Origin of the sequence: Kangiella sp. TOML190 (genome assembly GCF_023706045.1) — a bacterium.
Taxonomy (GTDB): domain Bacteria; phylum Pseudomonadota; class Gammaproteobacteria; order Enterobacterales; family Kangiellaceae; genus Kangiella.
Genome location: NZ_BQYL01000001.1, coordinates 2,439,253 through 2,454,686, shown reverse-complemented (window position 1 = coordinate 2,454,686; position 15,434 = coordinate 2,439,253). Strand labels below are relative to the sequence as shown.

Annotated in this window: 3 protein-coding genes and 1 pseudogene; all 4 read left to right on the top strand. The window is 55.8% G+C overall.

What is annotated here, in order from left to right:
* A partial coding sequence (locus tag NFS34_RS11555) for a DUF11 domain-containing protein (protein ID WP_251360254.1) occupies window positions 1-622 on the top strand: 622 nt, incomplete at its 5' end.
* A pseudogene (locus NFS34_RS11550) lies at window positions 522-3,110 on the top strand (beta strand repeat-containing protein); the annotation flags it as partial. The gene NFS34_RS11555 and the pseudogene NFS34_RS11550, both read left to right, overlap by 101 nt.
* Window positions 3,014-11,689 carry a hypothetical protein gene (locus tag NFS34_RS11545; RefSeq protein ID WP_309296432.1) on the top strand — a complete coding sequence of 2,892 codons (8,676 nt, stop codon included), beginning with the start codon at window positions 3,014-3,016 and terminating at the stop codon, window positions 11,687-11,689. The pseudogene NFS34_RS11550 and the gene NFS34_RS11545, both read left to right, overlap by 97 nt.
* The gene (locus tag NFS34_RS11540; protein WP_251360251.1) at window positions 11,686-15,411 is read left to right on the top strand and encodes a hypothetical protein; all 3,726 of its coding nucleotides are present in this window, start codon (window positions 11,686-11,688) and stop codon (window positions 15,409-15,411) included. The genes NFS34_RS11545 and NFS34_RS11540 overlap by 4 nt, the downstream gene beginning before the upstream one ends.
* Window positions 15,412-15,434: the final 23 nt, after the last annotated feature.

Sequence of the window (15,434 nt, the reverse complement as noted above, 5' to 3'; positions counted from 1 at the left end):
GGACAACGCCACGCCGGACGAGGGCGACACCATCGTCTGGACGGTGGGCTTGGCCAACAACGGCCCGGCGCAAGCGACCAGCGTGAGCTTGACCGATGTCTTACCGGCGGGCGTGAGCTATGTCTCGGACGTGCCGAGCCAAGGCAGCCATGACGACGCCACGGGTCTGTGGACCATTGGCACTATCGACAGCGGCAGCGCGGTCAGCTTGGCCATCACGGTCACGGTGGATGCGGGCACCTCCGGTGACACCATCACCAACACGGTCAGCACGGTCACTGCCGACCAAACCGACTCCAATGCCACGCCGGACGATAACAGTGAATCGGTCACGGTGGGCAACAGCACCGACTTGGCCGTGACCAAGGCGGTGGACAACGCGACCCCGAACGAAGGCGACACCATCGTCTGGACGGTGGGCTTGGCCAACAACGGCCCGGCGCAAGCGACCAGCGTGAGCTTGACCGATGTCTTACCGGCGGGCGTGAGCTATGTCTCGGACGTGCCGAGCCAAGGCAGCCATGACGACGCCACGGGTCTGTGGACCATTGGCACTATCGACAGCGGCAGCGCGGTCAGCTTGGCCATCACGGTCACGGTGGATGCGGGGCACCTCCGGTGACACCATCACCAACACGGTCAGCACGGTCACTGCCGACCAAACCGACTCCAATGCCACGCCGGACGATAACAGTGAATCGGTCACGGTGGGCAACAGCACCGACTTGGCCGTGACCAAGGCGGTGGACAACGCGACCCCGAACGAAGGCGACACCATCGTCTGGACGGTGGGCTTGGCCAACAACGGCCCGGCGCAAGCGACCAGCGTGAGCTTGACCGATGTCTTACCGGCGGGCGTGAGCCATGTCTCGGACGTGCCGAGCCAAGGCAGCCATGACGACGCCACGGGTCTGTGGACCATTGGCACTATCGACAGCGGCAGCGCGGTCAGCTTGGCCATCACGGTCACGGTGGATGCGGGCACCTCCGGTGACACCATCACCAACACGGTCAGCACGGTCACTGCCGACCAAACCGACTCCAATGCCACGCCGGACGATAACAGTGAATCGGTCACGGTGGGCAACAGCACCGACTTGGCCGTGACCAAGGCGGTGGACAACGCGACCCCGAACGAAGGCGACACCATCGTCTGGACGGTGGGCTTGGCCAACAACGGCCCGGCGCAAGCGACCAGCGTGAGCTTGACCGATGTCTTACCGGCGGGCGTGAGCTATGTCTCGGACGTGCCGAGCCAAGGCAGCCATGACGACGCCACGGGTCTGTGGACCATTGGCACTATCGACAGCGGCAGCGCGGTCAGCTTGGCCATCACGGTCACGGTGGATGCGGGCACCTCCGGTGACACCATCACCAACACGGTCAGCACGGTCACTGCCGACCAAACCGACTCCAATGCCACGCCGGACGATAACAGTGAATCGGTCACGGTGGGCAACAGCACCGACTTGGCCGTGACCAAGGCGGTGGACAACGCGACCCCGAACGAAGGCGACACCATCGTCTGGACGGTGGGCTTGGCCAACAACGGCCCGGCGCAAGCGACCAGCGTGAGCTTGACCGATGTCTTACCGGCGGGCGTGAGCCATGTCTCGGACGTGCCGAGCCAAGGCAGCCATGACGACGCCACGGGTCTGTGGACCATTGGCACTATCGACAGCGGCAGCGCGGTCAGCTTGGCCATCACGGTCACGGTGGATGCGGGCACCTCCGGTGACACCATCACCAACACGGTCAGCACGGTCACTGCCGACCAAACCGACTCCAATGCCACGCCGGACGATAACAGTGAATCGGTCACGGTGGGCAACAGCACCGACTTGGCCGTGACCAAGGCGGTGGACAACGCGACCCCGAACGAAGGCGACACCATCGTCTGGACGGTGGGCTTGGCCAACAACGGCCCGGCGCAAGCGACCAGCGTGAGCTTGACCGATGTCTTACCGGCGGGCGTGAGCCATGTCTCGGACGTGCCGAGCCAAGGCAGCCATGACGACGCCACGGGTCTGTGGACCATTGGCACTATCGACAGCGGCAGCGCGGTCAGCTTGGCCATCACGGTCACGGTGGATGCGGGCACCTCCGGTGACACCATCACCAACACGGTCAGCACGGTCACTGCCGACCAAACCGACTCCAATGCCACGCCGGACGATAACAGTGAATCGGTCACGGTGGGCAACAGCACCGACTTGGCCGTGACCAAGGCGGTGGACAACGCGACCCCGAACGAAGGCGACACCATCGTCTGGACGGTGGGCTTGGCCAACAACGGCCCGGCGCAAGCGACCAGCGTGAGCTTGACCGATGTCTTACCGGCGGGCGTGAGCCATGTCTCGGACGTGCCGAGCCAAGGCAGCCATGACGACGCCACGGGTCTGTGGACCATTGGCACTATCGACAGCGGCAGCGCGGTCAGCTTGGCCATCACGGTCACGGTGGATGCGGGCACCTCCGGTGACACCATCACCAACACGGTCAGCACGGTCACTGCCGACCAAACCGACTCCAATGCCACGCCGGACGATAACAGTGAATCGGTCACGGTGGGCAACAGCACCGACTTGGCCGTGACCAAGGCGGTGGACAACGCGACCCCGAACGAAGGCGACACCATCGTCTGGACGGTGGGCTTGGCCAACAACGGCCCGGCGCAAGCGACCAGCGTGAGCTTGACCGATGTCTTACCGGCGGGCGTGAGCTATGTCTCGGACGTGCCGAGCCAAGGCAGCCATGACGACGCCACGGGTCTGTGGACCATTGGCACTATCGACAGCGGCAGCGCGGTCAGCTTGGCCATCACGGTCACGGTGGATGCGGGCACCTCCGGTGACACCATCACCAACACGGTCAGCACGGTCACTGCCGACCAAACCGACTCCAATGCCACGCCGGACGATAACAGTGAATCGGTCACGGTGGGCAACAGCACCGACTTGGCCGTGACCAAGGCGGTGGACAACGCGACCCCGAACGAAGGCGACACCATCGTCTGGACGGTGGGCTTGGCCAACAACGGCCCGGCGCAAGCGACCAGCGTGAGCTTGACCGATGTCTTACCGGCGGGCGTGAGCCATGTCTCGGACGTCCGAGCCAAGGCAGCCATGACGACGCCACGGGTCTGTGGACCATTGGCACTATCGACAGCGGCAGCGCGGTCAGCTTGGCCATCACGGTCACGGTGGATGCGGGCACCTCCGGTGACACCATCACCAACACGGTCAGCACGGTCACTGCCGACCAAACCGACTCCAATGCCACGCCGGACGATAACAGTGAATCGGTCACGGTGGGCAACAGCACCGACTTGGCCGTGACCAAGGCGGTGGACAACGCGACCCCGAACGAAGGCGACACCATCGTCTGGACGGTGGGCTTGGCCAACAACGGCCCGGCGCAAGCGACCAGCGTGAGCTTGACCGATGTCTTGCCGGCGGGCGTGAGCTACGTCTCGGACGTGCCGAGCCAAGGCAGCTACGACGACGCCACGGGTCTGTGGACCATTGGCACTATCGACAGCGGCAGCGCGGTCAGCTTGGCCATCACGGTCACGGTGGATGCGGGCACCTCCGGTGACACCATCACCAACACGGTCAGCACGGTCACTGCCGACCAAACCGACTCCAATGCCACGCCGGACGATAACAGTGAATCGGTCACGGTGGGCAACAGCACCGACTTGGCCGTGACCAAGGCGGTGGACAACGCGACCCCGAACGAAGGCGACACCATCGTCTGGACGGTGGGCTTGGCCAACAACGGCCCGGCGCAAGCGACCAGCGTGAGCTTGACCGATGTCTTACCGGCGGGCGTGAGCTACGTCTCGGACGTGCCGAGCCAAGGCAGCTATGACGACGCCACGGGTCTGTGGACCATTGGCACTATCGACAGCGGCAGCGCGGTCAGCTTGGCCATCACGGTCACGGTGGATGCGGGCACCTCCGGTGACACCATCACCAACACGGTCAGCACGGTCACTGCCGACCAAACCGACTCCAATGCCACGCCGGACGATAACAGTGAATCGGTCACGGTGGGCAACAGCACCGACTTGGCCGTGACCAAGGCGGTGGACAACGCGACCCCGAACGAAGGCGACACCATCGTCTGGACGGTGGGCTTGGCCAACAACGGCCCGGCGCAAGCGACCAGCGTGAGCTTGACCGATGTCTTACCGGCGGGCGTGAGCTACGTCTCGGACGTGCCGAGCCAAGGCAGCTACGACGACGCCACGGGTCTGTGGACCATTGGCACTATCGACAGCGGCAGCGCGGTCAGCTTGGCCATCACGGTCACGGTGGATGCGGGCACCTCCGGTGACACCATCACCAACACGGTCAGCACGGTCACTGCCGACCAAACCGACTCCAATGCCACGCCGGACGATAACAGTGAATCGGTCACGGTGGGCAACAGCACCGACTTGGCCGTGACCAAGGCGGTGGACAACGCGACCCCGAACGAAGGCGACACCATCGTCTGGACGGTGGGCTTGGCCAACAACGGCCCGGCGCAAGCGACCAGCGTGAGCTTGACCGATGTCTTACCGGCGGGCGTGAGCTACGTCTCGGACGTGCCGAGCCAAGGCAGCTATGACGACGCCACGGGTCTGTGGACCATTGGCACTATCGACAGCGGCAGCGCGGTCAGCTTGGCCATCACGGTCACGGTGGATGCGGGCACCTCCGGTGACACCATCACCAACACGGTCAGCACGGTCACTGCCGACCAAACCGACTCCAATGCCACGCCGGACGATAACAGTGAATCGGTCACGGTGGGCAACAGCACCGACTTGGCCGTGACCAAGGCGGTGGACAACGCGACCCCGAACGAAGGCGACACCATCGTCTGGACGGTGGGCTTGGCCAACAACGGCCCGGCGCAAGCGACCAGCGTGAGCTTGACCGATGTCTTACCGGCGGGCGTGAGCTACGTCTCGGACGTGCCGAGCCAAGGCAGCTACGACGACGCCACGGGTCTGTGGACCATTGGCACTATCGACAGCGGCAGCGCGGTCAGCTTGGCCATCACGGTCACGGTGGATGCGGGCACCTCCGGTGACACCATCACCAACACGGTCAGCACGGTCACTGCCGACCAAACCGACTCCAATGCCACGCCGGACGATAACAGTGAATCGGTCACGGTGGGCAACAGCACCGACTTGGCCGTGACCAAGGCGGTGGACAACGCGACCCCGAACGAAGGCGACACCATCGTCTGGACGGTGGGCTTGGCCAACAACGGCCCGGCGCAAGCGACCAGCGTGAGCTTGACCGATGTCTTACCGGCGGGCGTGAGCTACGTCTCGGACGTGCCGAGCCAAGGCAGCTACGACGACGCCACGGGTCTGTGGACCATTGGCACTATCGACAGCGGCAGCGCGGTCAGCTTGGCCATCACGGTCACGGTGGATGCGGGCACCTCCGGTGACACCATCACCAACACGGTCGGCGCGGTCACTGCCGACCAAACCGACTCCAATGCCACGCCGGACGATAACAGTGAATCGGTCACGGTGGGCAACAGCACCGACTTGGCCGTGACCAAGGCGGTGGACAACGCGACCCCGAACGAAGGCGACACCATCGTCTGGACGGTGGGCTTGGCCAACAACGGCCCGGCGCAAGCGACCAGCGTGAGCTTGACCGATGTCTTACCGGCGGGCGTGAGCTACGTCTCGGACGTGCCGAGCCAAGGCAGCTACGACGACGCCACGGGTCTGTGGACCATTGGCACTATCGACAGCGGCAGCGCGGTCAGCTTGGCCATCACGGTCACGGTGGATGCGGGCACCTCCGGTGACACCATCACCAACACGGTCAGCACGGTCACTGCCGACCAAACCGACTCCAATGCCACGCCGGACGATAACAGTGAATCGGTCACGGTGGGCAACAGCACCGACTTGGCCGTGACCAAGGCGGTGGACAACGCGACCCCGAACGAAGGCGACACCATCGTCTGGACGGTGGGCTTGGCCAACAACGGCCCGGCGCAAGCGACCAGCGTGAGCTTGACCGATGTCTTACCGGCGGGCGTGAGCTACGTCTCGGACGTGCCGAGCCAAGGCAGCTACGACGACGCCACGGGTCTGTGGACCATTGGCACTATCGACAGCGGCAGCGCGGTCAGCTTGGCCATCACGGTCACGGTGGATGCGGGCACCTCCGGTGACACCATCACCAACACGGTCAGCACGGTCACTGCCGACCAAACCGACTCCAATGCCACGCCGGACGATAACAGTGAATCGGTCACGGTGGGCAACAGCACCGACTTGGCCGTGACCAAGGCGGTGGACAACGCGACCCCGAACGAAGGCGACACCATCGTCTGGACGGTGGGCTTGGCCAACAACGGCCCGGCGCAAGCGACCAGCGTGAGCTTGACCGATGTCTTACCGGCGGGCGTGAGCTACGTCTCGGACGTGCCGAGCCAAGGCAGCTACGACGACGCCACGGGTCTGTGGACCATTGGCACTATCGACAGCGGCAGCGCGGTCAGCTTGGCCATCACGGTCACGGTGGATGCGGGCACCTCCGGTGACACCATCACCAACACGGTCAGCACGGTCACTGCCGACCAAACCGACTCCAATGCCACGCCGGACGATAACAGTGAATCGGTCACGGTGGGCAACAGCACCGACTTGGCCGTGACCAAGGCGGTGGACAACGCGACCCCGAACGAAGGCGACACCATCGTCTGGACGGTGGGCTTGGCCAACAACGGCCCGGCGCAAGCGACCAGCGTGAGCTTGACCGATGTCTTGCCGGCGGGCGTGAGCTACGTCTCGGACGTGCCGAGCCAAGGCAGCTACGACGACGCCACGGGTCTGTGGACCATTGGCACTATCGACAGCGGCAGCGCGGTCAGCTTGGCCATCACGGTCACGGTGGATGCGGGCACCTCCGGTGACACCATCACCAACACGGTCAGCACGGTCACTGCCGACCAAACCGACTCCAATGCCACGCCGGACGATAACAGTGAATCGGTCACGGTGGGCAACAGCACCGACTTGGCCGTGACCAAGGCGGTGGACAACGCGACCCCGAACGAAGGCGACACCATCGTCTGGACGGTGGGCTTGGCCAACAACGGCCCGGCGCAAGCGACCAGCGTGAGCTTGACCGATGTCTTACCGGCGGGCGTGAGCTACGTCTCGGACGTGCCGAGCCAAGGCAGCTACGACGACGCCACGGGTCTGTGGACCATTGGCACTATCGACAGCGGCAGCGCGGTCAGCTTGGCCATCACGGTCACGGTGGATGCGGGCACCTCCGGTGACACCATCACCAACACGGTCAGCACGGTCACTGCCGACCAAACCGACTCCAATGCCACGCCGGACGATAACAGTGAATCGGTCACGGTGGGCAACAGCACCGACTTGGCCGTGACCAAGGCGGTGGACAACGCGACCCCGAACGAAGGCGACACCATCGTCTGGACGGTGGGCTTGGCCAACAACGGCCCGGCGCAAGCGACCAGCGTGAGCTTGACCGATGTCTTACCGGCGGGCGTGAGCTACGTCTCGGACGTGCCGAGCCAAGGCAGCTACGACGACGCCACGGGTCTGTGGACCATTGGCACTATCGACAGCGGCAGCGCGGTCAGCTTGGCCATCACGGTCACGGTGGATGCGGGCACCTCCGGTGACACCATCACCAACACGGTCAGCACGGTCACTGCCGACCAAACCGACTCCAATGCCACGCCGGACGATAACAGTGAATCGGTCACGGTGGGCAACAGCACCGACTTGGCCGTGACCAAGGCGGTGGACAACGCGACCCCGAACGAAGGCGACACCATCGTCTGGACGGTGGGCTTGGCCAACAACGGCCCGGCGCAAGCGACCAGCGTGAGCTTGACCGATGTCTTACCGGCGGGCGTGAGCTACGTCTCGGACGTGCCGAGCCAAGGCAGCTACGACGACGCCACGGGTCTGTGGACCATTGGCACTATCGACAGCGGCAGCGCGGTCAGCTTGGCCATCACGGTCACGGTGGATGCGGGCACCTCCGGTGACACCATCACCAACACGGTCAGCACGGTCACTGCCGACCAAACCGACTCCAATGCCACGCCGGACGATAACAGTGAATCGGTCACGGTGGCGAATTTACTGGATGCTGTTGATGATTCTGAGACAGGTGTTGATGGCACTACAGGCGAGGTAGGCGTGTTAAATGTGCTATCCAATGACTCTTTTAATGGCTCAACGATCGATCCTGCTGATATTGTTTTGAGTGAGCTGGTAGCCGATCCAACAGGTTCCTTGACCTTAAATCCTGATGGAACGGTTGATGTGGCACCAGGGACTGCTGCCGGTACCTATACTCTGACTTATCAGATTTGTGATGCCACCGATTCGACAAATTGCGATACTGCTGTGGTTACGATTACTGTTGATGTTGTTGAAGCCAACGACGATGACTTCTCGGCAACGCCAGTGGATCCAGCTGCAGGCGGCACGGCGGGTAACGTGTTTGATAACGATACGGTCAATGGCGCGGCAGCGGACAGCAGCAACGTGGACAGCGTGAGCGTGACCAACGATGGCGGCTTGACCGGTGTGGCGATTGATGCCAGCGGTAACTTAAGCGTACCGGCGGGTGCGACGCCAGGCACTTACACCGTGACTTACGAGATTTGTAATGTGGACGGGGTGTGCGACACGGCGACGGCGACGGTGGTTGTGGGTTCGATAGAAGCCAACGACGATGACTTCTCGGCAACGCCAGTGGGTCCAGCCGCAGGCGGCACGGCGGGTAACGTGTTTGATAACGATACGGTCAATGGCGCGGCAGCGGACAGCAGCAACGTGGACAGCGTGAGCGTGACCAACGATGGCGGCTTGACCGGTGTGGCGGTTGATGCCAGCGGTAACTTAAGCGTACCGGCGGGTGCGACGCCAGGCACTTACACCGTGACCTACGAGATTTGTAGTCCTGAAGGTCTCTGCGATACCGCAACGGTTGTGGTGGTCGTGGATAACTTAGCGATTGAGGCTGAGAACGATGACTTTAGCGCAACGCCTATCAGTAATGTGACGGGTGGAACTGCTGGTAACGTTCTTGATAATGATTCGTTAGGCGGTTCAACAATTGATCCTGCCGATGTGACTATTACCGTCACTGATGATGACGGTAGCGGCGTTACTATCGATGCTGACGGTAATGTGATTGTGCCTGCTGATACTCCGGCGGATACTTACACCGTGACTTACGAGATTTGTGAAGAGGGAAATCCTAGCAATTGTGATACTGCAACCATTGTAATAGTGGTGGGTGTAGATACCGATGGCGATGGTATTCCTAACACTGAAGATCTGGATGATGACAATGACGGTATTCCAGATTCGCAAGAGGGTGATGGCGCTACCGATACCGATGGTGACGGTATTCCAGATTCAGAGGATTTGGATAGCGATGGCGACGGTATTTTAGATGTGGTTGAGTCTGATAATGGCGATCTTGATACCGATGGCGATGGCCGCATCGATGGCGAGGTTGGCGACAACGGTATTCCAGATGTGGTAGAGCAAGGTGGCGCTGATTCTGGCACTGTGCCTCCAGCCACTGATACCGATGGTGATGGCGCACCAGATTTCCAAGATGTCGATAGTGATAACGACAGTGTTCCTGACGCGACCGAAGGTCACGACGTGGATATGGACGGTAATCCAGATGTTACTCCTGTAGGTTCTGATGCTGACGCTGATGGTATTGATGATGCCTTCGATACTGACTCTGGTGGTACTGGAGCGGCTACGCCGGATGCTGACACTGATGGTATTGAAGATTACCGCGATGTTGATGATGACGGCGATGGCTTAGATACAGGCGTTGAGGATTCTATTACTGAAGATGCTGATGAGGATGGTATTCCTGACTACTTGGATTCGGATAACGCTGAGTTTGACTTAGTCTTGACCAAAACGGCTAGCATTTCTCAGGCTTCTATTGGCGACTTCGTTAGATACAGCATCACCGTAGAGAATATTGGCAACACCAATGCAACCAATATTCAAATCGCAGATACGCCGCCACTAGGCTTCAGTTATGTTGATGGAAGTGGTGTTATCAATGATTCAAATGATGCTAACGACGCGATTACTCCTTATCGTCCGCTAGAGTTTAGTGGTGTGGACATTGAAGCGGGGCAAACCATCAGTATTGAATACATGATGCGGATTGGTGCGACCGTGACCAATGGCCAACAGGTTAACAAAGTTGTGGCTATGTTTAACGGTCAAGAGATCAGTAATACCGCAAGCGCAACGGTGATGATCGAGTCGGATCCTGATTTCGAGCAAGCGACTATCCTAGGTAAAGTCTTTAATGATAGGGATGGTGACGGCTGGCAAGACGATGCGACCGCGAGCAACATTGTGGTTAAAGGTGGTATTGATGAGTCGACTTATGTGGCTAATTCAACCACGGTAGATCGAGGTAATGGGCCGCAGCCAGAGGCGGATGCGAGCGCACCGATCAATCATGGTATTGAGTTAGGTACTCTAAGTGGTCGCAACTCCTACATGGATCCGGTAGCTAACTATCGGATGGTGATCAGCCAAATGATGACTGAGCCTAAGTTTACCAACGACTTCGTGTTAACCACCGTGGAAGGCAGTGAAGTACGTATGGATGCTATGGGTAAGGTAACTTACTCGCATCAAGGGCAGGTCGAGGACGGCTTATCAGCGCAAAACATTACTGTTGAGCGTCAAGTGGTCTTAGTGAATGGTCAATATCAGGTGAACTTCATAATCAGTAATGAAGGTATTACTGAGCGTGGTATCCCTGGAGTGAGATTGGCGACAGTTGAAGGTTTGATTATTGAAACCGATGCTTATGGTCGCTTCCATCTCAATGCGATTGAGGTAGATAGCTTCAGTCGAGGCCAAAACTTCATCATGAAAGTAGACCCAGCGACTATTCCACGCGGTTCAACCTTTACCACCGAGAATCCGAGGGTTAAACGGATCACTCAAGGTTTATCTACTCGCTTTGACTTTGGTATTCAAATTCCAGAGCCAAAACTAAAAGATGCTGGTAGTAAGTCGGTAGAGATAGAACTGGGTAGCCTATTCTTTGAAGACAATAGTGCTGTGATTAAAGATGAATTTAAGCCTTTGCTTACTCAAATGGCTGAAAAAATTAATCAATATGACAGCGCTAAACTGATCTTTGACGGTCATGGCGGCGGCTTAGCCATTGCCTTTGACCGTGCGGCCAAGGTGCGTGATGCGCTGTTAAAACAGCTTAAACCCGAAATGAAGGAGCAGTTGGAAGTGGTGCTTATTGCTTCTCCAGCTTCTGATATTGCGGGTAGAGAGGTGTTGACTATTGGCGACAAAATTAGCCTAGGTTCCGTGTTCTTTAGTTTGAATAAAACCGAGATTAAGCCTGAGTTTTTGACGGTGATTAAAGCTATCGCTAATAACCTCAATCAATTTGGCGGCGGCGCTATCGTCTTGAGTGGTAATACGGATGTGCGTGCGGATAAAGACTATAACTATCAATTAGGACTGAAACGTGCGCAAAAGGTCTATCAAGAATTAATGAAATATATCGATAAATCGCAAGTGAATGAAGTGAAAGTGGAACTATCCAATAACGAGTATAAAAGTGTAGACGGAGGTGCGGTATGAGATATTTAAAGCAAAAAAACACCGCTCTGTCTTTTAGTTTAGCAACAATTTTGTATGCCCTAGTTCCGACTGCGTTCGCTGCGGAAGAAAAGAACAGCGGGCCTATGGCTAAAGAGCAAACAAAATTTGAATGCTCTGATGAACAGTGCCGCACTCAAAATGGGCTATTGTTCCGAGTGAAAAGTGATGGCGAGGAAAATCCTAAAGCGCTCGGCAACGATGAAAAGTCGCATCAAGAGAATCGACGTGTCGATGTGGCTTATAAAGAAGTTTACACTTATGATGAGAAGGGTTTCACTCCGGATAAAAAACGAGTAGATGTCACCAGCAATATGATGGTGCAGCTGGAAAACGGTGGTCTTTTATGGGCAACTGAAGATCCGGCGCTGACGCGTCCCTCGTTAAGTTTGAATGGCCCTAGTAGGGTTGCCTTTGCTGATGGCAAAATTGCTGAAACAGTCAACTTTAGTTATTACAACAACTATGCCGCCTTTATCGAGCGCTTGGAAGTTGTAATTTTTGAAGGTAAAGATACAGACTTAGTAACACCATTGCGAACTATGGACGTGCCTGTGATTAACAACGGTCGTTTCGAGTGGGACGGAAGTTTAACACTGGATCAAGAGTTGGTGTTAGGTGACGAGTTGTTGTACGTCATTCGTGCTTACGATAAAGATGGCCGAATGGACGAGACGCAAGTTAAAAACTTCTTGCTAGTTTCTGAGCAAGAAAAGAAAAACAATGTTTCCCGTCTTGCTGAGACAGCTACAAGAGATCCTTCAGAGCAAGAAGATGATCAACAAATTGCAAACGATATTGTTGAATCGGTAACTTATGGCTCAAATAACTTACGTCAGCAAAACATTCCTGTCTATGGTTCGAGAGTTCGGATTTTTGGTCAGGATATTCCGCGCGGGCAAACGGTAAGTGTTAACGGCGATAATATTCCAGTGGACTTGGAGCAAAAGTTTGTTGCCGAATACTTACTTCCAGTCGGACAGCATCAATTTACCGTAGATATCGGACGTGGCGAGAAATACCTTTCGAAACAACTGACTATTGATGTGACTGGTAAATACATGTTTATGGTCGCGTTGGCAGATTTGACGGCTTCAAAAAATAGCGTTTCTGACAGTATCGAAGCGGTGGATGATGGTGATACTTTTGATGATGACTTTTTACTTAACGGCCGCTTAGCGTTTTATTTAAAAGGTAAGGTTAAGGGTAAGTACTTAATCACAGCACAAGCCGATACGCGCGAACGAGAACTCGAAGATTTATTCGATGGCTTCCTCGACAAAGATCCGCAAGATGTATTCCGTCGCCTTGATCCCGATCGTTATTATCCGGTATATGGCGATGACTCTAGCGTTTATCGTGATGTTGACACTCAAGGTAAATTCTACGTGCGAGTCGACTGGGATAAGAGTCAGGCGCTTTGGGGTAATTTCAATACTGGAATTACTGGCAATGAATTTGCGCAATATTCCCGTGCGCTTTACGGTGCTGCGATCAATTGGCGCTCCATTGAAACCACCGAGCTAGGTGAGGCTAAAACTCAATTAAAAGCTTTTGGCTCTGAAGCGCAAACCGCATTGGGCCATAACGAATTTCTTGGTACCGGCGGTAGCTTGTATTACTTGCGTAATACCGATGTTTTACCTGGCTCTGAGCGGGTAGTGCTCGAGGTTCGTGACAGTACCACTGGACGTGTAGAAACTAGCGTTACCTTACAGCGTGGCTCTGATTATGAAATTGACGAGTTGCAAGGCCGCATTATTCTAAATCGTCCTTTAAATCAAATTTCTCGTCAAAATATAGGCACCATCATTCGTGACGAGCCTTTAGATGGTTTTGATAATATTCTTTTGGTGGATTATGAATATTTACCAACAGGATTCGATTCTGACGAAACCACTTTAGGTGGTCGTGCAAAAGTTTGGATCGGTGATCATGTAGCAATTGGCGGTACCTTTGTTGATGAAAATCGCGCTGGTGACGACTATGAGTTGCAGGCACTCGATTTAACCTTACAGGCAGGCCGCGGTACTTATTTAAAGCTAGAAAGTGCTAAGTCTGAATCAAACCAAGCCGCTAGTTACTTCTCTGATAACGGTGGTTTCAGTTTCAACGAAATAGCGGCGGATCCTTTGAATGACACTTCTGGTAAAGAAGGCGACGCTTATTCGATTGAGGCTCGAGCCAACTTTAAAGAGCTTGGCTGGACTGAAGAGCAGTGGACGGCTGGCGCATGGCACCGTGAAACCGATGAAGGTTATTCGGTAGCCCGTCGTACGCTAAACGAAGAAACTACCGAAACCGGCGCTGAGTTCAGCGGTGAAGTTAATGATGATGTTTCGATTGCAGCTCGCATTAGTGAGTACGAAGCAGGCGCGGATAAGCTTGAACAAGCGCAAGTTAATCTTGCCTATCAAGTGACCCCTAAAGCTCGCGTTACTGCCGAGGTGCGCCAATTGGAAGAAACCCTTTCGGGCGTTGAAACCTCTGCAACCCTTGGCGCTGTGCAATACAATCATCGTATTGGCGAGACTTGGGACCTCTATGGTACAGGCCAATTTACTTTGGATAACGATGGCGGTAGCTATGATAACAATGACCTAGTGACCTTAGGCACTAAATATTTGTTTGGCGATCGTTCTTCGCTGGGTGCCGAGTATAGCACTGGACATCGAGGTGATGCTGCCACTTTAACTGGCGATTACTATGTTAATCCGGATTACAGTATATATGGCCGATATACCTATTCCACCGATACCACTAACAGTGTTTTTGGCCCAAGTATTAATGATGGCATTACGTTAGGTCAAAGATGGCGAGTTTCGAATCAGGTGACGATTTATAACGAAAGTCAGCAGTTAAAATCGCCTCTTGAAACGGGTATAGCACACACCTTTGGCTTGGACTTTATTCCAGCACAAGGTTGGACGCTTGGTATTAATTTACAGGACGGTGAATTAGAAAATAAAGATGGTGGTACTGTTGATAGACAAGCCATGAGTATTAGCGGCAACTACCGTTCGTCTGATGTTGATTGGACTTCTAAGTTGGAATACCGTGAGGATTCGGGTGCAGAAAACCGCGAACAATGGTTAACCACTAACCGCATTTCTTATAAACTGAATGAAGATTGGCGTTTAGCGGCTCGTGTTAATCACTCGGATACTGAAGATCAAACCGATCCTACTCAAGATGCTAAATTTACCGAAGCAAACCTAGGTTTTGCTTATCGTCCAATCAATAACAACCGTTGGGCGCTGCTTGGTAAATATACCTACTTGTATGACTTAAGAACTTTGGCTCAAGTAACTAGCGGTTCCGATCAAAAATCTGATATCTACTCCTTCGAAGGTATCTATCGCTTGAACCCTGAGTGGGAACTGGCGGGTAAAGTTGCGCATCGTCGCGGTCAGGTTCGTGAAGCTCGCGGTAGTGGCAGCTGGTTTAAAAGTACCGTTGATCTCTATGCCATCCAAGCTCGCTATCATTTAATTAAAGAGTGGGATGCGTTAGCTGAATACCGTTTGCTTAAATCAAAAGAAAATGATGATAAGCGTAAAGGTTGGTTAATTGGAGCTGATTATCATTTAAGCGATAATTTTAAAGTTGGTTTAGGTTATAATTTTACTGACTTTAGCGATAATTTAGCGAATCTAGACTACGATTATGACGGTTGGTTTATCAACTTCGTCGGTAAATATTAAACCGTTACCTATAAAAAAAGCTC

Bases quoted from the DNA above. Each gene is read 5' to 3' on its own strand.
- NFS34_RS11540 (WP_251360251.1), top strand. From the start codon at position 11,686: ATGAGATATTTAAAGCAAAAAAACACCGCTCTGTCTTTTAGTTTAGCA.